Source organism: Priestia koreensis, assembly GCF_022646885.1.
Taxonomy (GTDB): Bacteria; Bacillota; Bacilli; order Bacillales; family Bacillaceae_H; genus Bacillus_AG; species Bacillus_AG koreensis_A.
Genome location: NZ_CP061868.1, coordinates 219,590 through 237,677, shown reverse-complemented (window position 1 = coordinate 237,677; position 18,088 = coordinate 219,590). Strand labels below are relative to the sequence as shown.

17 protein-coding genes, 2 tRNA genes and 2 rRNA genes are annotated in these 18,088 nt (G+C 40.7%); 3 read left to right on the top strand and 18 right to left on the bottom strand.

Annotated features, from left to right (window positions below; translation table 11 throughout):
* Window positions 1-6: 6 nt before the first annotated feature.
* The 7 genes from IE339_RS01400 to groES form a co-directional block, all read right to left on the bottom strand.
* Complete coding sequence (locus IE339_RS01400) at window positions 7-945, bottom strand: AAA family ATPase (RefSeq protein ID WP_242176074.1); 939 nt, start codon at window positions 943-945, stop codon at window positions 7-9.
* A gap of 370 nt (window positions 946-1,315) precedes the next feature.
* A complete protein-coding gene (locus IE339_RS01395) occupies window positions 1,316-1,846 on the bottom strand; it encodes a GNAT family N-acetyltransferase (protein ID WP_242172914.1) in 531 nt (176 codons plus the stop codon).
* Window positions 1,847-1,936: 90 nt separating this feature from the next.
* Window positions 1,937-3,070: a hypothetical protein gene (locus IE339_RS01390; protein WP_242172912.1), complete on the bottom strand. Its 1,134-nt coding sequence runs from the start codon at window positions 3,068-3,070 to the stop codon at window positions 1,937-1,939.
* Entirely contained in the window at window positions 3,067-3,477 is a 411-nt protein-coding gene (locus IE339_RS01385; RefSeq protein WP_242172910.1) for an ASCH domain-containing protein, read from the bottom strand. The genes IE339_RS01390 and IE339_RS01385 overlap by 4 nt, the downstream gene beginning before the upstream one ends.
* 45 nt (window positions 3,478-3,522) lie before the next feature.
* The gene (locus IE339_RS01380; RefSeq protein ID WP_242172907.1) at window positions 3,523-4,065 is read right to left on the bottom strand and encodes an ATP-binding protein; all 543 of its coding nucleotides are present in this window, start codon (window positions 4,063-4,065) and stop codon (window positions 3,523-3,525) included.
* Window positions 4,066-4,455: 390 nt separating this feature from the next.
* Complete coding sequence (groL, locus tag IE339_RS01375; protein ID WP_053402949.1) at window positions 4,456-6,096, bottom strand: chaperonin GroEL; 1,641 nt, start codon at window positions 6,094-6,096, stop codon at window positions 4,456-4,458.
* Window positions 6,097-6,174: 78 nt separating this feature from the next.
* Window positions 6,175-6,459 carry a co-chaperone GroES gene (groES, locus tag IE339_RS01370; RefSeq protein WP_242172906.1) on the bottom strand — a complete coding sequence of 95 codons (285 nt, stop codon included), beginning with the start codon at window positions 6,457-6,459 and terminating at the stop codon, window positions 6,175-6,177.
* A 301-nt stretch (window positions 6,460-6,760) separates the two neighbouring features.
* Here groES and IE339_RS01365 point away from each other — a divergent pair, with 301 nt between their 5' ends.
* Both IE339_RS01365 and IE339_RS01360 read left to right on the top strand, forming a co-directional pair.
* A complete protein-coding gene (locus IE339_RS01365) occupies window positions 6,761-7,486 on the top strand; it encodes a CPBP family intramembrane glutamic endopeptidase (RefSeq protein ID WP_053402947.1) in 726 nt (241 codons plus the stop codon).
* The gene (locus IE339_RS01360) at window positions 7,483-7,701 is read left to right on the top strand and encodes a YdiK family protein (protein WP_053402946.1); all 219 of its coding nucleotides are present in this window, start codon (window positions 7,483-7,485) and stop codon (window positions 7,699-7,701) included. The genes IE339_RS01365 and IE339_RS01360 overlap by 4 nt, the downstream gene beginning before the upstream one ends.
* A gap of 37 nt (window positions 7,702-7,738) precedes the next feature.
* Here the strand turns inward: IE339_RS01360 and tatC are convergent, their stop codons facing one another.
* The 3 genes from tatC to moaC are packed head-to-tail and all read right to left on the bottom strand — an operon-like array spanning window position 7,739 to window position 9,699.
* Window positions 7,739-8,503 (bottom strand): twin-arginine translocase subunit TatC, encoded by a 765-nt coding sequence (gene tatC / locus IE339_RS01355; protein WP_242172904.1) that lies wholly within the window; start codon window positions 8,501-8,503, stop codon window positions 7,739-7,741.
* Between the two features lie 44 nt (window positions 8,504-8,547).
* Entirely contained in the window at window positions 8,548-9,186 is a 639-nt protein-coding gene (locus IE339_RS01350) for a redox-sensing transcriptional repressor Rex (protein ID WP_242172902.1), read from the bottom strand.
* Between the two features lie 12 nt (window positions 9,187-9,198).
* A complete protein-coding gene (gene moaC / locus IE339_RS01345) occupies window positions 9,199-9,699 on the bottom strand; it encodes a cyclic pyranopterin monophosphate synthase MoaC (protein ID WP_242172901.1) in 501 nt (166 codons plus the stop codon).
* Between the two features lie 181 nt (window positions 9,700-9,880).
* Here moaC and IE339_RS01340 point away from each other — a divergent pair, with 181 nt between their 5' ends.
* Window positions 9,881-11,821 carry an ABC-F family ATP-binding cassette domain-containing protein gene (locus tag IE339_RS01340; RefSeq protein WP_242172899.1) on the top strand — a complete coding sequence of 647 codons (1,941 nt, stop codon included), beginning with the start codon at window positions 9,881-9,883 and terminating at the stop codon, window positions 11,819-11,821.
* Between the two features lie 34 nt (window positions 11,822-11,855).
* On the opposite strand, the gene tsaD is transcribed toward IE339_RS01340, so the two are convergent.
* From tsaD to IE339_RS01300, 8 genes are all read right to left on the bottom strand, one after another.
* Entirely contained in the window at window positions 11,856-12,884 is a 1,029-nt protein-coding gene (gene tsaD / locus IE339_RS01335) for a tRNA (adenosine(37)-N6)-threonylcarbamoyltransferase complex transferase subunit TsaD (RefSeq protein ID WP_053402941.1), read from the bottom strand.
* Complete coding sequence (gene rimI, locus IE339_RS01330; protein WP_242172896.1) at window positions 12,881-13,330, bottom strand: ribosomal protein S18-alanine N-acetyltransferase; 450 nt, start codon at window positions 13,328-13,330, stop codon at window positions 12,881-12,883. Before rimI ends, tsaD begins: the two co-directional genes overlap by 4 nt.
* A gap of 13 nt (window positions 13,331-13,343) precedes the next feature.
* Window positions 13,344-14,039 carry a tRNA (adenosine(37)-N6)-threonylcarbamoyltransferase complex dimerization subunit type 1 TsaB gene (gene tsaB / locus IE339_RS01325; RefSeq protein ID WP_242172893.1) on the bottom strand — a complete coding sequence of 232 codons (696 nt, stop codon included), beginning with the start codon at window positions 14,037-14,039 and terminating at the stop codon, window positions 13,344-13,346.
* Window positions 14,036-14,506: a tRNA (adenosine(37)-N6)-threonylcarbamoyltransferase complex ATPase subunit type 1 TsaE gene (tsaE, locus tag IE339_RS01320; protein WP_242172891.1), complete on the bottom strand. Its 471-nt coding sequence runs from the start codon at window positions 14,504-14,506 to the stop codon at window positions 14,036-14,038. The genes tsaB and tsaE overlap by 4 nt, the downstream gene beginning before the upstream one ends.
* 234 nt (window positions 14,507-14,740) lie before the next feature.
* Window positions 14,741-14,816 (bottom strand) — tRNA-Asp (locus IE339_RS01315).
* A gap of 39 nt (window positions 14,817-14,855) precedes the next feature.
* Window positions 14,856-14,932, bottom strand: a tRNA-Met gene (locus IE339_RS01310).
* Window positions 14,933-14,943: 11 nt separating this feature from the next.
* Window positions 14,944-15,059, bottom strand: a 5S ribosomal RNA gene (rrf, locus tag IE339_RS01305).
* A 57-nt stretch (window positions 15,060-15,116) separates the two neighbouring features.
* Window positions 15,117-18,049: ribosomal RNA gene (locus IE339_RS01300) — 23S ribosomal RNA — on the bottom strand.
* Window positions 18,050-18,088: the final 39 nt, after the last annotated feature.

The following is an 18,088-nucleotide window of genomic DNA, read 5'->3' as shown; positions in this document are numbered from 1 at the left end:
CTATCATTACCTTTTAATCGGAACGTACACTTTCTCAATAATCTCTCGGATGACATCCTCAGCTACTTTTCCTTCATAGCGCGCTTCTGGCTTCAGCATAATACGATGCGACAGGACGTATAGAGCCAAATACTGCACGTCATCAGGGACACAAAAATCACGACCTTGGATGAGCGCAAGTGCTTGAGAAGCCCGCATAAGCGCTACGGAACCACGAGGACTAGAACCTAAGTAGATTAAGTCATGCTTTCTTGTTCGGTTTACGATCTCCACGATATACTGCTTAATCGTATCGTCTACGTATACTTCTTTTACGCGATCCTGAAGCTCAATTAGCGTGGACACATCCATAACGGGTTCCAGATTCGCAATTGGTGATTGGTTTGCTTGTCTCGATAACATTTCTATTTCTTCACGCATACTTGGGTAGCCCATTTTGAGCTTAAAAAGGAAGCGATCAAGCTGAGCTTCTGGCAGCTGATACGTTCCGTCAAATTCGATTGGGTTTTGTGTTGCCATCACGAAGAAAGGACGTGGAAGTGGACGAGTAACCCCATCGGTTGTGACATTTCCTTCTTCCATTGCTTCAAGTAGGGCAGATTGTGTTTTAGGTGATGTGCGGTTGATTTCATCCGCTAATACGATATGACTCATAACGGGGCCTGGACGATAAATAAAATCCATTTCTTTTGGGTTGTATATGGATACGCCGGTAACATCAGAAGGTAGCAAATCGGGTGTAAACTGAATTCGTTTAAAATCAGCGCTAATCGACTTCGATAACGCACGAACCATCATCGTCTTCCCTACACCTGGTACATCCTCAAGCAATATATGCCCTTCGGCTAAAAGCGCAACTAAACTAAGCGTTGCAACCTCTCTCTTTCCAATAATCACTTTTTCGATGTTTTCTACAACTTTTTCAAAGTTTTCTTGTAGTTTCATTACCGTTGTCAAGCTCATTCCTCCCTGGTGATTAAATATGTATAAAGCAAAGCATCATCTTAATACATTCAACACCTAGGAAAAAATTCCTTTTTCTCGCATAAAAAAAGACTACCCTAATAATGGAGTAGTCTTTGGTGTTTTCTACTTATTTCTTTGAATTTTGAGAGTGCAGAACCGAACGTGTGGTAATTTTGCATTCGATATAAATGGTTTGATGATCCAAAAAAGTTATCATAATGAAAGGTTAGTTTAAATTTCATTTACTAATTGAATTTTAAAGAAGTGCTATTTATAATCTAGTTATCTATTTTATATTAGAAAACCTAACTATTTTGAGTTCATCAGCTTGTCACATCATCCCTAACCTTCACGAAGATACCAAAGAATATTCTTTTGGAAACGACTTTTGTGAGGTGGGCTTATCTAGTACTCCATTATATACATATTCATTAGAAAGATTTTTGTAGTAATTGCTTGCAACTTGAGAAAGTTCAAACCCGTAATAATTTAATAAAGATGAAAACTCTGGTACTCTTTCCTCATTAACAGTAATCACTGGAAAGTCAGAGTTTAAAATTTCTAAGCTACTTTCAAAAAGCTCTTTTCCAACTCCTATTTTTCTGAACTTCGGATTTACATACAAGGTGCAAATCTTCTTCTCATAAATACTATTCTTCAAAATGGAAACACCCGTCAAAAATTGATCATTTGTGGCAACGATAATTTCTCTATTCCCTAATTTAATACCAGGAACAACTTTTTCAAAGTACCATTTATCAAACGACTTGTAATCTTTATTTAAAGAAGCCAATGATTTATATACATATTCTGTGTAAAAATTAAAAAGTAAGGAGTCATTTTTATACTGTGATATTAAATCTAATCTATTCTTGTTCATATTGTACTATCTCCTCCTTTATCTTATCAGTATATAATAGCACTAATATAGATATTTAAGGCTGATTTTCTATAAATATTTATTTAAAAATTAGTTACCCCTTAAAATTTCCAATAATCCGTTGATACCATCTGTAAGCAACCATTCTACTCCATTTGTCATTAAGTTGAAAATTATTGATAAAACTGCCAACCAGCTCAAGTAAGTCAATATCTTCTTAAATCCGGATCTTTGTACTGTAATTTTGATTAAAGAATTATGTGAAGATATAGTTTCTATTTTAGTCTTTTTTTCTTTCCAATGATATGCAAAGATATTCGATAAATTATACTCTTTGTACTCATCACCAACATATTTTGACCATATATTCTCTTCAAGTTGCCTACTGGAAGGATTCTCACCTGATGCAATTACTTCATCTTGAGAGCTGGTCATTAAAAGAAAGTGTAATTTACTAAATTTAAATTCACCAGCCTCTCTTATTTTTTCAGACATTGTTCTGTTATACAAACGATATTCATTTAAGCGAAAATCCATAATATAAGTATCTTTTGATACAAACTCTAGGAAGCGTCCTGGGTATGTTAGGCGATTCATCATCATACTCAAACCGTCTGAACGCACCCTAAAGCGGTAATAAAGAGGTTTTTTCTTCTCCCTTTCTCTAAGTTCTTTAGGAATTACAATAGTCATTATTGTGCCATCATATTTATTTTCAAACTGACAGTCGTTGTTGTCTACATCTAGAGTGTAAATAATAAAAGGCTTTTTTTCGTCATTTACTATAATTTGCTTGGAATGAGAACCGATTTCGATAGGATAATCCTCATTAAATACTGCTGTAACTAAAAAAGTATTCTCTAAAAATTTTTTTCCTAGGTCCTCAATATTACTTTGGGAAAGTTGAAAAGGAAAGAAAATTTTTATTTTTTCTACATCTTTTCTATTTATTAATTTGAGGCCAAAATCGAAGAATAACTCATCGTTTCCAGAAGTTCTATTAAGTGAGAGAAAGTTTTTATCACGCTGTTTGGGTAATTTCCACAAATTTAAATGAACATCTATTTCCGCTTGCTCAACACTATTTTGTTCATCCGCTTGTTCATCCGCTTGTTCATCCGCTTGTTCATCCGCTTGTTCATCCGCTTGTTCATCCGCTTGTTCATCCGCTTGTTCATCCGCTTGTTCATTTATCTTTTCATACCAAATAGCAAAAGTCTTCATCTTTTTAAGTACCCCTTTGCAATATACATGTACGACTGTGGAGCTGTAAAAGTGTTAAATACGTCTTTAGGATCTAGAGGAGGATCTAGAGGTTGGAAACTATCAACTTTAATGGCATATCCAACAGACTTTTCTTTGAAATACTGAAAAAATGAGCTCTTACCTATACCAGAGTAGGGTTGGCATTCTTCCCAAAGCACGGATGGTGTATCACTAAGATATCCTGTATAAGGGAAAAAACCAATTATTTTTTTTACTGGTGCTGATTCATATATGTAAATATTTTTAACATTTTTTTTGAAAACACGTTTCCTAAACTCATATTTCTTTTTACCTAGTCTAATTTCATTTACGTATACAGGTTTAATAGAAATTAATACATCCATCTCTTCGTTTAATATAACCACTTTAATCCCCCAAGCAATCTTAATATATACATATATTATATACCTTCATACCCTATAATGGTTAACAATATTATTAATAAACTTGTGAAGTTCTTCAGTATTTTTATGCTCTTTGTAAATAAAATAAGGCACATCTAACTTTTGTGAAATCTCCAAAGCATGTGTTAGTTCTTCAGATTGAAAGGACTTTAAAAAATTAATATCTAAGTCGAGACTATCTCTTCCCCTAAGACGCTTAGAAATTTTATCAACTTCATCCGTTATAATCACAATAGCTGAGGGTTGTATACATTCAAAGGTTTGTGAAGAAATTCTTTCTATGTGACCCAACTTATTTAATAAACAGAAATGACCATCTAAAAGTGTCCACTTTTCTTTCTGAGTGTAGGTATCTAATGCTTTAACAAGGATATCTTGATTATCCCCAATGCTATCAATTCTTTTGCTTTTACTAAATTCCTGCTTCTTTAAATTAGAGATAAGCTTACTTGCCACGTAATGTGGTAGATTATACCTTTTCGATACTTCGTTACAAAATGTCGTTTTACCAACACCATGAATACCACCAACAAATATCATTTTCCTCATTATTCTCACATCCATTTCCCTAATAAGTAATTTAGAAACCAACCTAATATACATAATATCCCACAATTAACAGTAGCAGCTTTTATTGAATCCTCCTTATTTATTAGAATTGAACTTTTAAATTATAGTAAAGAAGATATTTACAAAGATTACTTATCTTAATATTATTATCCCTTATAATTTTTCATCAATCAAATTTCCCATTTAAATTAGTAAATGAATCACACAGGAATGAACAGAAAAATTAAGCTATGAAGGAAAATAAAAAAGAGGTTCCTCACAAGCTTATACAACTCATGAGAAACCTCTATTTAATGTTAGAAGGGAAATGTTAGCACACTCTGCTCCACCAATTTATAAATCCTTATATACCAAGGTTTGAGGGGCAGATTACATCATGCCGCCCATTCCACCCATACCGCCCATTCCGGACATGTCAGGCATGCCAGAAGCGCCAGCTGGTTCTGGTTTGTCAGCTACTACAGCTTCTGTAGTTAGGAACATTGCTGCTACAGATGCCGCATTTTGAAGAGCTGAGCGAGTTACTTTTGTTGGGTCAACGATTCCTGTTTCGATCATGTTTACCCATTTGCCAGAAGCTGCGTTGAAGCCTACGCCAACTGCTTCGTTTTTCAAGCGCTCGATGATTACAGATCCTTCAAGACCTGCGTTGTGAGCGATTTGACGAACTGGTTCTTCGATCGCACGTAGTACGATGTTGATACCAGTAGCTTCGTCACCTTCTGCTTCAACTCCAGCTACTTTATTGTAGATATTTACTAGCGCAGTACCACCACCAGCTACGATACCTTCTTCAACCGCAGCACGAGTAGAGTTTAATGCGTCTTCGATACGTAATTTACGTTCTTTAAGTTCTGTTTCAGTTGCAGCACCAACTTTGATTACTGCTACTCCACCAGCTAGTTTAGCTAGGCGCTCTTGTAATTTTTCACGGTCAAATTCAGAAGTTGTTTCTTCTAATTGAGCGCGAATTTGTTTTACGCGAGCATCGATTTCAGCTGGGTTACCAGCACCGCTAACGATTGTTGTGTGTTCTTTTGTAACAACAACTTTCGCTGCGCGACCTAATTGGTCAATTGTAGATGATTTAAGATCTAAACCGATCTCTTCAGTGATTACTTCTCCACCAGTTAATGTAGAGATGTCTTCTAGCATTGCTTTACGACGGTCACCGAATCCAGGCGCTTTAACAGCTACTGCATTGAATGTACCACGTAGTTTGTTCACTACTAATGTAGCTAATGCTTCACCTTCAACATCTTCAGCGATTAGTAATAGTGGTTTACCTTGTTGTACCACTTGCTCTAATACTGGTAAAATTTCTTGAATGTTAGAGATCTTTTTATCTGTGATTAAGATATAAGGATTTTCTAACACAGCTTCCATTTTATCAGAGTCAGTTACCATGTAAGGAGATGCATATCCACGGTCGAACTGCATACCTTCTACCACTTCAAGTTCAGTCGTGAACCCTTTAGACTCTTCTAATGTGATAACGCCGTCGTTACCTACGCGCTCCATAGCTTCTGCGATTAATTGACCTACTTCATCGTCAGCAGCAGAGATTGCCGCAACTTGAGCGATTGATTCTTTACCTTCGATTGGTTTTGAAATTGCTTTTAGCTCTTCAACAGCTACAGCTACAGCTTTTTCAATCCCTTTACGTAGTCCAACTGGGTTCGCACCAGCCGTTACGTTTTTAAGACCTTCACGAATTAGCGCTTGTGCTAATACTGTTGCAGTTGTTGTACCGTCCCCAGCAACATCGTTTGTTTTGCTTGCAACTTCAGCTACAAGTTTTGCACCCATGTTTTCGAATGCATCTTCTAATTCGATTTCTTTTGCGATTGTAACACCGTCATTTGTAATTAAAGGAGAACCAAATTTCTTCTCTAGAACTACGTTACGACCTTTTGGTCCAAGCGTTACTTTTACTGCGTCCGCTAATTTATCTACACCACGTAACATGGAACGACGTGCGTCTTCGCTAAACTTCATATCTTTTGCCATTGTTTCTAGACCTCCTCGGATTTTTCCAAATGGTTTATGATTTCTTTTATATCGTGCGTTCGTTAAGTATTAAGTTAATTAGCCAATTACAGCTAAAATATCTGATTCACGTAAGATTAAGTATTCTGCACCTTCGTATTTAATTTCAGTGCCTGCATATTTTGAGAAGATAATGCGATCGCCTTCAGCAACTTCTAAAGATACACGCTCTCCATTGTCTAACACGCGACCTGTTCCTACAGATACAACTTTACCTTCTTGCGGTTTCTCTTTTGCAGTATCCGGTAGTACGATACCGCTAGCAGTTTTTTCTTCTGCTTTTAAAAGTTCAATAACTACGCGATCTCCTAATGGCTTTAACAAGTGAAACGACCTCCTCAAATGATCAAAATAAAATGTTGGTTATTTATTAGCACTCATTACACTTGAGTGCTAACACAGTTATTATATTAAATAATGTGCTTTTCTTTTGCAAGTAAAAACCTCAAATTTTTTTACAATTTTTTAAAGCGCTTTAATTTCTGTCATATTTATTTTTTTATTCGCTCCATTTGAGTCATTCTTTCCTTAGTTTTGTCTTATACTATGTTACAATACGAAAGAGCATCAATGGTTATATTCGACTTATACATAGATAAATCCTCTAGCAAAGGAGTTTTATGGATTGAAAAAGCAGTATTGGTACATTATTGTAGCTTATGTAATCATGCAACTTACGCTTGGCTTAGGCGCAAAGCTTCTGGCAACAACAGGCTTATTTGAACGCTATGGGCGATTAGAAATCGCTTATGCCGGAACGACGTGGACTATTATCGCATTCGCCATCGTCCTCATCCTCACCCTCTTCTGGCTTCGATCTGATATGAGAAGCCGCGGGAAAGCCAATATTTCTAGTCTTGTGTTTTGGTCTATTATTGGGATTTTTATGGCGCTGGCTGCACAAGCCGTTGCGGCGTTAATTGAAACAAACCTCTTTAAAATTGAAGCGGGGTCTGAAAATACAGAGTCTCTCATTAAACTGATTAAGTTAATGCCAGCTTTTATTTTCGTGACGTCCGTCATCGGGCCTATTTTAGAAGAAATTATTTTCCGAAAAATTATATTCGGCTCTCTTCATAAACATTTTAACTTTTTAATTTCAGCCATCATAAGTGCGCTGATCTTTGCAGTTGTCCACATGGACTTCTCTCATATCCTTGTGTATACGGCGATGGGATTAGTATTCGCTTATCTCTATTCGAAAACGAAGCATATTATTGTATCGATATTTGCTCACGTTATGATGAATACTATTGTTGTGGTGACTCAAACGTTATTTGCTGATGATCTAGAACGTATTAGACAGCAAAGTGAGCAATTGCAGTTTATTTTTGGAGGCTTTTTATCATGAGAAGAACCCCCTTATTTATGGGCTTAGTGTATACGCTCATGGGGATCGTCTTTACTTATTTTGCAATCCGTAGTGCTAATCACGGACTGTGGAATTTTACAACGATTCTCCTAATGCTCGTGGCAACCTTTGATTTCGGTGTCGCGATTCGCGTATTTACTTTGCATCGACGAATTAAACACATCCAAAAAAATAAGGATCAGAACAAGAAATAAAAAAAGGCACCGTAAATTCGGTGCCTTTTCTATGCCATCATAGCGCTTTTTCCTGCTCTTCTTGCATTTCTTCTAGCTGACGTGCTTCCAACACTTTTTTATGCGCGCTGCGCGAGATAATAATACTGATCTCATATAGAATAACAAGCGGAATCATCACGATGATCTGTGAGATAACATCTGGTGGTGAGATAAGTCCAGCTAGCACGAGTAGAATAAAGTACGCATAGCGTCGAAACTTTGATAAAAAAGTGGGCGTTACGATACCTAGTCTCGTTAAAAACATAATAATAACAGGTAGCTGAAATAAGAGACCAAACGGTAGTGTAAGCTTAATTAAGAAATCAAAGTATTCGTTGATACCAATCACTTGTGTTACGTTTAAGTTTTCAGCCAAGCTCGCACTGAAATTTAAGACATATGGAAGTAATACAAAATAGCTGAATGCTACTCCGGCTAGGAAAAGAAAAAGAGAAAGAGGAATGTAGCCAAGTGTGACTTTTCTTTCACGCTCATATAAACCAGGGCTAATAAATGCCCACAGCTGATAGAGAGCAAGAGGAGCCGTTAAAACGCAGCCTATTACAAAAGAAAATTGAAAATAGATTTTGATAGGGTCTGTTAATCGAAACGCATTCATCGTTAGATCCTTTGCCCGATCGGCTTGTTGAAGATACCGAATAATCGGCTCTGCAAAAAACAATCCAGCAACGGTTGTAACTAAAAACACGACTGCAACTAGAATAACTCGCTTACGTAACTCTCCTATGTGGTCATATACGGACATCTCTTTTTCGCTCATACTAAAACCATCCTTAATTAAATTACCTGAAGCATGTAATTATCTTATATTGAGGAGTAATTCTTTAAGAAATAAGCAAGTGACTGTAGTTCTACGGCCAAATCAATATGGTGAACTCGAACTTCCTCAGGAACGGTTAATCGTGCTGGCGTAAAGTTCAGGATTCCTTTGATTCCACAGCCAATTAGACGATCTGTAATAGGCTGTGCCACCTGAGCTGGCACGGTTAAAATCGCTACTGGGATATCGGATGTGATTTCCTTTTCTAGATCATCTAGATGAGATACACGCACTCCGCCTACCGTTTCCCCTATTTTATCATCAGCCACATCAAATGCCATCTCTATTTTTGTATTATTGTTTTTTGTGAAGTTATAATGAAGAAAGGCTGTCCCTAAATTCCCCACTCCAATTAATGCTACCTTTGTAATTTCATCCTGATCTAACGTCTTACGGAAGAAGGACAAAAGATAGTTCACGTTGTAACCATACCCCTTTTTACCTAAAGCCCCGAAATAGGAAAAATCTCGTCTAATCGTAGCAGAGTCTACCTTTACCGCTTCACTTAATTCCGCAGAGGAAACCCGTTGTTTCCCCGAAGAATGTAGGTTTTTTAAGAACCGGTAATAAAGAGGCAGCCTCTTCGCTGTTGCTTGTGGTATTTTCGCTTGATCTGTTTGCATACCTATACCCCCTTAACGTTCGGTGTGCGTTGTCCCTTGTCGAATAAAATCTCCACTTTTCCCACCTGTTTTTTGCTTTAAATATGTTGGTCCAATGACCATTCCCTTGTCGAACGCCTTACACATATCATAGACTGTCAAGGCACATACTGAAGCAGAAGTTAGCGCTTCCATTTCTACTCCCGTACTCCCTTTTGTCTTTACCTCTACTTGAATATGAAGGAGACAATAATCTTGTTTTACTTCCCACTCAAAAGAAATGTCTACTCCTTTAAGTGCTAACGGATGACACATTGGAATAATATCTGCTGTTTTTTTCGCAGCCATAATCCCTGCGACTTGTGAAACAGCGAGCACATCACCCTTTGCAACGCCCTGGTTGATGATTGTTTCATATAATTCTTTGCTTACCTCTACACTAGAAACCGCAATAGCCGTACGCAAAGTATCTGACTTATCTGTGATGTCGACCATCTTGGCGCGACCTTGTTCATTAAAATGGGTAAAACTCATAACTAACTTCCTCCTTCACTTATGACTATACACTATTTTCATGCTCATGTCTCTTACAGTCGTATGAACCTACACGTATCGACAAGATCTATCAGCATAAATAGAAGAAATCCTATCCTAGGAGTTGCTCATCCCAAATACAGTAAGATACACTAGATGTATACTAACAGAGGTGAAAACAATGATTATCTTACAATTAAATGGCATCACCAAATATTATGGTGCTGATCCTATTTTAACGAATATAAAACTAGAAGTTCAATCTAAAGACCGCATCGCCCTAGTAGGTCGAAATGGGGCGGGGAAATCAACGCTTCTTAAAATTATCGCCGGAGAACTCTCTCATGACGGTGGTGAGATTATTAAGCCAAAAGACATTACGATTGATTACATGGGACAAGATACGGTTCTTAATTCTAGTCTCTCTATTTGGGATGAAATGATGACCGTTTTTGAACCAATTCGTAAGATGGAGCGCGAACTTCGAGATCTAGAACATAAAATGGGCGATCCAGATGTTTTTAATAACGCGGATCAATATCAAAAGCTTTTATCGGCTTATGACGCTCTTCAGGTGAAGTTCAAAGATCAAGGCGGCTATCAATACGAAGCTGACACTCGTTCTATTTTACACGGCTTCCGCTTCGGAGACTATGACTATAAAACCCCTATTTCATCACTAAGCGGGGGACAAAAAACACGTCTCTCTCTTGCTAAGCTATTATTAACGAAACCAGACCTTCTTATTTTGGATGAGCCGACCAACCATCTTGATATTGATACGCTAAGCTGGTTAGAACAATATCTACAGGGCTATGAAGGCGCCATTTTAATCGTATCCCATGACCGTTATTTCCTTGATAAAGTCGTCAATCAAGTATATGAGGTATCACGTACAACAACAAACAAATACATCGGAAACTACTCTTACTATCTGCAAGAGAAAGCCGAACGCTACGAACAGGAAATGAGACAGTTTGAGAAGCAGCAGGATGAAATTGCGAAGCTTAATGATTTTATTCAGCGGAACATTGCACGTGCTTCGACAACAAAGAGGGCACAAAGTAGACGTAAGCAATTAGATCGCATTACGCCACTTGCAAAGCCTTCTGATGGGGAGAAATCGGCGACATTTTCTTTTGATATTGAAAAGCAAAGTGGAAATGAAGTGTTAAAGGTAGAGGACGTATCCATTTCCTATGACGGGACAACCCCTATCATAAAAAACGTTAATATGCGTATTACACGTGGGGAAAGCATTGCGCTTGTTGGACCGAACGGAGTTGGGAAATCAACATTACTGAAGGCGATTATTGACCGTATTCCTCGACTGAAAGGAAACATTCATTTCGGTTCGAATGTAACGGTCGGTTACTATGATCAAGAACAAGCGAATCTCTCATCGAATAAAACTGTATTAGGTGAACTATGGGACGAGTACCCAACAACACCTGAAAAAGACATTCGATCGATTTTAGGTAGCTTCCTGTTTACAGGTGATGACGTGCTGAAAATTGTATCAACGTTAAGCGGTGGAGAAAAGGCTCGACTTGCTCTTTCAAAACTCATGATGCAAAAAGCCAATGTCTTAATTCTCGATGAGCCGACCAACCACCTTGATTTAGATAGTAAGCAGGTGCTAGAGAATGCTTTAGTCGATTATCCGGGCACGCTACTATTTGTTTCCCATGACCGCTACTTCATCAATCGTATTGCCACAAAAGTTGCAGAGCTATCGAAGGAACATCTAACAGAGTTCTTAGGTGACTACGATTATTACGTAGAGAAAAAAGAAGAACAGCTTGAAATTAAACGGTTAGAAGAGCAAACAGCGGTAGCAAAACAAACTGAGTCTGCTGAAAAGCCCTCTTATGCACAGGATAAAGAAACGAAAAAACTCTTAAGACAAAGAAAGCGTCGAATTGAAGAAATTGAAGTTGAAATTAGCCAAATTGAAGAGGCGACTGAAAAGAATGAAGAATTACTTTGTGACCCAGTTGTCTATCAAAATCACGAAGAGGTGCAGCGTATTAATGCTGAAAATGAACAGCATAACGAAAAGCTCGCAGCACTCATGGAAGAATGGGAAGAGCTACAGCTATTAATTGAAGAAATGGCATAAAAAAAGAACGGCGATCTCACATCGCCGTTCTTTTTTATACGCTTTGATCTTCTAAATCAAGACCCGGATACGCATTAAGAGCCATATCTGCATATTTATCATGATCAAATAGTACGCTTGCCGCGGCTCCAATCATCGCCGCATTGTCCGTACATAGGGATAGGGGTGGAATCACAAGTTCTACGTCTGGAATTTCGCTAAAAGCCGAAACTAGCGCCGCGCGTAATCCTTTGTTCGCCGCTACTCCTCCAGCTAGCAATACTTGTTTAACGCCATATTCTTTTGTTGCTCTAATCGTTTTAGTCACTAACACATCTACTACGCTTGCTTGAAAGCTTGCCGCTAAATTTTCAGGAACAATTTCCTCGCCCTTTTGCGTTGCATTGTGAACTGTATTAATAACCGCCGATTTTAAGCCGCTAAAGCTGAAATCATACGATCCTTCTTCAAGCCACGCGCGAGGAAGATTATAAGAAGGTGTCCCCTCATGTGCAAGTCGATCGATATGAGGACCTCCTGGATAAGGAAGGTTTAACACACGAGCTACCTTATCATATGCTTCACCTGCTGCATCATCACGAGTCTCCCCGATCACTTCGAACTTACCGTGCTCTTTCATTAAAACAAGTTCCGTATGCCCACCTGAAACAACAAGTGAAAGCAGAGGGAACGTCATTTCTTTTTCTAAGCGGTTGGCGTAAATATGCCCGGCAATGTGATGCACTCCGATTAAAGGCTTATTATGTGCAAAAGCTAACGCCTTCGCTGCATTTACACCAATTAGTAGAGCCCCTACTAGACCAGGACCTTCCGTTACCGCTACAGCATCAATGTCATCCATTGTCATGTTCGCCTGCTCAAGCGTTTCTTGCAGAACGATTGTTACTTGTTCTACGTGATGACGAGAAGCAATTTCAGGAACTACTCCTCCAAATCGTTTATGGCTATCAATTTGTGATGCCACAACGTTTGATACAATTTCATTTCCGTTTCGAATAATGGAAGCTGCTGTTTCGTCACAGCTTGTTTCAATTGCTAAAATTAGTTGATCATTATTTTTCATAGTTTCACCCACATTACTAAAGCATCTTCTTGACTATCTGTATAATAATTTCGACGAAGCCCACCAGCTTCAAAACCTAATTTCTTATATAATGATTGCGCAACATGATTAGAGACTCTTACTTCTAACGTGAGAGTCCTCGCACCGAATTCCATCGAAAGCTCCATCACTTTTCTCATGAGCTTCTCTCCTAATCCTTGCCCTCTATGAGAAGGTAGGATCGCAACGTTCGTAATATGTCCCTCATCAATAATAACCCAGAGACCACAGTATCCGATAATCACATCGTTCTCTTCCATCACAACGTATTTGGAGAATTGATTTTGCGTAAGCTCATTGACAAAGGCTTCCTTGCTCCAAGGCGTCGAAAAAGAAAGTTGTTCAATCCCAACTACTTGATCAATATCATTTACATCCATCATACGGAACGTGACCTTTGTATTCACTTTTCATCTCTCCTTATGATTTGGTACGTTGAGATGCTAACCAGTTCGCCTCAGCCTCTGCCATTCGAATATAGTTTGGAACAAATGTATGAAGGTCTACTGGGAGCTTCGTCATTCCGATAAAAGCAAGCTCACTCGGTCTTGGGTTCAGCAAAGTTGGAGAGCCAAATACAGCCAGTTCTCCTAATTCATCTGCTAATACCTCTCGGTGTAAATCAGCATCATTGCCGATAAACAAAACAGGTTTCTCTAAGCTGCGTAAATACTTCGCCCAATCATTATTCATGACAAGCTGGTCTTCTACGACTGTTTCGATCTTTTCATTATATTGATAGAGTCCTGTATAAATTTGACCTCTTCGTGCATCGAATAAGGGCGCAATGTAACCATTAAAATAACGGCCGTTTGCTGCAAGTACCTCTAAGCTCGATACTCCAACGAGGGGAATTTGTAATGTCCAAGCTAGCGTTTTGGCAATTGTCACACCGATACGCACACCCGTATAAGATCCCGGTCCTTGTGCCACAACAATGCGCTCTAGATCAGATGGTGCCCATCCACAATCCTTTAACAAAGCTTGAATTGCCGGCATCACTCGCACAGAATGATTCTTTTTAATATTTGTGATGACTTCTCCTACGACTTGTTGATCATCGACTAAGGCCAGTCCCATCACAAAGTTAGACGTATCAATTGCTAAAGTTTTCATGAATTAAAAAGCTCCTTACATATATCAATATAGAGAGAACCTACTGCCTCAATTTCAATTTTCCGTTCATTCTCTGCTTGATGGAAAATATTAATTTCTAGTCTTTCCTCTGGTAACTGTTCTTTGATCAGGTGGGCCCATTCTACAACGGTCACACCATCTCCATCAAAGTACTCATCAAACCCCAAATCTTCAAACTCATCTTCTACGCGATATACATCCATATGATAAAGTGGCAATCTTCCATTTCGATATTCTTTAATAATCGTAAAGGTTGGACTGTTCACATTTCGCTCGATTCCTAGTCCCTTTGCTAATCCCTTTGTAAACGTTGTCTTCCCTGCCCCGAGATCTCCCTCAAGCAGCAGGACAGAACCAGGAGTCAATCGCTCACTTAGCTGAATGGCAACACGCATCGTTTCCTCAGAAGAATGTGTCGTTAAAGAAAAAGATTCTCGTTCTTTCATAACTAAATCCTCATTTCACTTCTTAAAATTTCCTCTACTATCTTCTATTAGTATAAGGCTATTATAGCGAAATCACACCTCTCATAGAATAACTTTGCTAAGTTTCAATAAAAGAGATGTCCTCCGTATAAAAAAAACCCTAGGAGGTAAATTCCTAAGGATATGATTGTATATATAAAATAAAGTGTTAGACATAAAAAAGCACGAAACATATTGTTTCGTTCATGTAAATAATGGCGGTCCCGACCGGGATCGAACCGGCGATCTCCTGCGTGACAGGCAGGCATGTTAACCGCTACACCACGGGACCATCATTCATATTTTCATAGTTTTTCAACTAAAAAATAATTGGTTGCGGGGACAGGATTTGAACCTGCGACCTTCGGGTTATGAGCCCGACGAGCTACCAGACTGCTCCACCCCGCGATAATATAAAAGCCTGGCGATGTCCTACTCTCACAGGGGGAAACCCCCAACTACCATCGGCGCTCGAGAGCTTAACTTCCGTGTTCGGTATGGGAACGGGTGTGACCTCTCTGCCATAATCACCAGACTATATGAAAGAACGTTGTTCTTTCAAAACTAGATAACAATTGTTAAGAAAAAGCATTTGGTTAAGTCCTCGATCGATTAGTATCTGTCAGCTGCACGTGTCGCCACGCTTCCACCTCAGACCTATCTACCTGATCGTCTTTCAGGGATCTTACTAGCTTGCGCTATGGGAAATCTCATCTTGAGGGGGGCTTCATGCTTAGATGCTTTCAGCACTTATCCCGTCCACACATAGCTACCCAGCGATGCCTTTGGCAAGACAACTGGTACACCAGCGGTGTGTCCATCCCGGTCCTCTCGTACTAAGGACAGCTCCTCTCAAATTTCCTACGCCCACGACGGATAGGGACCGAACTGTCTCACGACGTTCTGAACCCAGCTCGCGTACCGCTTTAATGGGCGAACAGCCCAACCCTTGGGACCGACTACAGCCCCAGGATGCGATGAGCCGACATCGAGGTGCCAAACCTCCCCGTCGATGTGGACTCTTGGGGGAGATAAGCCTGTTATCCCCGGGGTAGCTTTTATCCGTTGAGCGATGGCCCTTCCATGCGGAACCACCGGATCACTAAGCCCGACTTTCGTCCCTGCTCGACTTGTAGGTCTCGCAGTCAAGCTCCCTTGTGCCTTTACACTCTACGAATGATTTCCAACCATTCTGAGGGAACCTTTGGGCGCCTCCGTTACTCTTTAGGAGGCGACCGCCCCAGTCAAACTGCCCACCTGACACTGTCTCCCAGCCCGATCAGGGCTGTGGGTTAGAATGTCAATACAGCCAGGGTAGTATCCCACCGACGCCTCCACCGAAGCTAGCGCTCCGGTTTCTCAGGCTCCTACCTATCCTGTACAAGCTGTACCAAAATTCAATATCAGGCTACAGTAAAGCTCCACGGGGTCTTTCCGTCCTGTCGCGGGTAACCTGCATCTTCACAGGTACTATAATTTCACCGAGTCTCTCGTTGAGACAGTGCCCAGATCGTTACACCTTTCGTGCGGGTCGGAACTTACCCGACAAGGAATTTCGCTACCTTAGGACCGTTATAGTTACGGCCGCCGTTTACTGGGGCTTCGATTCAAAGCTTCGCTTGCGCTAACCTCTCCTCTTAACCTTCCAGCACCGGGCAGGTGTCAGCCCCTATACTTCGCCTTACGGCTTCGCAGAGACCTGTGTTTTTGCTAAACAGTCGCCTGGGCCTATTCACTGCGGCTCTCTCGGGCTTGCACCCTAACAGAGCACCCCTTCTCCCGAAGTTACGGGGTCATTTTGCCGAGTTCCTTAACGAGAGTTCTCTCGATCACCTTAGGATTCTCTCCTCGCCTACCTGTGTCGGTTTGCGGTACGGGTACCTCCCACCTCGCTAGAGGCTTTTCTTGGCAGTGTGAAATCAGGAGCTTCGGTACTATAATTCCCTCGTCATCACAGCTCAGCCTTATGATGAGCGGATTTGCCTACTCATCAGCCTTACTGCTTGAACGCACATATCCAGCAGTGCGCCTACCCTATCCTCCTGCGTCCCCCCATTGCTCAAACGGTGGGGAGGTAGTACAGGAATATCAACCTGTTGGCCATCGCCTACGCCTTTCGGCCTCGGCTTAGGTCCCGACTAACCCTGAGCGGACGAGCCTTCCTCAGGAAACCTTAGGCATTCGGTGGACAAGATTCTCACTTGTCTTTCGCTACTCATACCGGCATTCTCACTTCTAAGCGCTCCACCAGTCCTTACGGTCTAGCTTCACAGCACTTAGAACGCTCTCCTACCACTGACATCATAAGATGTCAATCCACAGCTTCGGTGATACGTTTAGCCCCGGTACATTTTCGGCGCAGAGTCACTCGACCAGTGAGCTATTACGCACTCTTTAAATGGTGGCTGCTTCTAAGCCAACATCCTGGTTGTCTAAGCAACTCCACATCCTTTTCCACTTAACGTATACTTTGGGACCTTAGCTGGTGGTCTGGGCTGTTTCCCTCTTGACTACGGATCTTATCACTCGCAGTCTGACTCCCAAGGATAAGTTTTTGGCATTCGGAGTTTGACTGAATTCGGTAACCCGTTGGGGGCCCCTAGTCCAATCAGTGCTCTACCTCCAAAACTCTCACCTTGAGGCTAGCCCTAAAGCTATTTCGGAGAGAACCAGCTATCTCCAAGTTCGATTGGAATTTCTCCGCTACCCACACCTCATCCCCGCACTTTTCAACGTGCGTGGGTTCGGGCCTCCATTCAGTGTTACCTGAACTTCACCCTGGACATGGGTAGATCACCTGGTTTCGGGTCTACGACCACATACTCAAATCGCCCTATTCAGACTCGCTTTCGCTGCGGCTCCGTCTCATCGACTTAACCTTGCATGGGATCGTAACTCGCCGGTTCATTCTACAAAAGGCACGCCATCACCCGTTAACGGGCTCTGACTACTTGTAGGCACACGGTTTCAGGATCTCTTTCACTCCCCTTCCGGGGTGCTTTTCACCTTTCCCTCACGGTACTGGTTCACTATCGGTCACTAGGAAGTATTTAGCCTTGGGAGATGGTCCTCCCTGCTTCCGACGGAATTTCACGTGTTCCGCCGTACTCAGGATCCACTCAAGAGAGAACAAGGTTTCAACTACAGGGTTGTTACCTTCTTTGACGGGCCTTTCCAGACCTCTTCATTTACCTCGTTCCTTTGTAACTCCGTATAGAGTGTCCTACAACCCCAAGAGGCAAGCCTCTTGGTTTGGGCTAATTCCGTTTCGCTCGCCGCTACTCAGGAAATCGCGTTTGCTTTCCTTTCCTCCGGGTACTTAGATGTTTCAGTTCCCCGGGTCTGCCTTCAACTTCCTATGTATTCAGAAGAAGATATCATTCCATTACGAATGATGGGTTTCCCCATTCGGAAATCTCCGGATCAAAGCTTACTTACAGCTCCCCGAAGCATATCGGTGTTAGTCCCGTCCTTCATCGGCTCCTAGTGCCAAGGCATCCACCGTGCGCCCTTTCTAACTTAACCGTATTGGTTATTAAAAAAGTGTTACACTTTGTTTTCCTT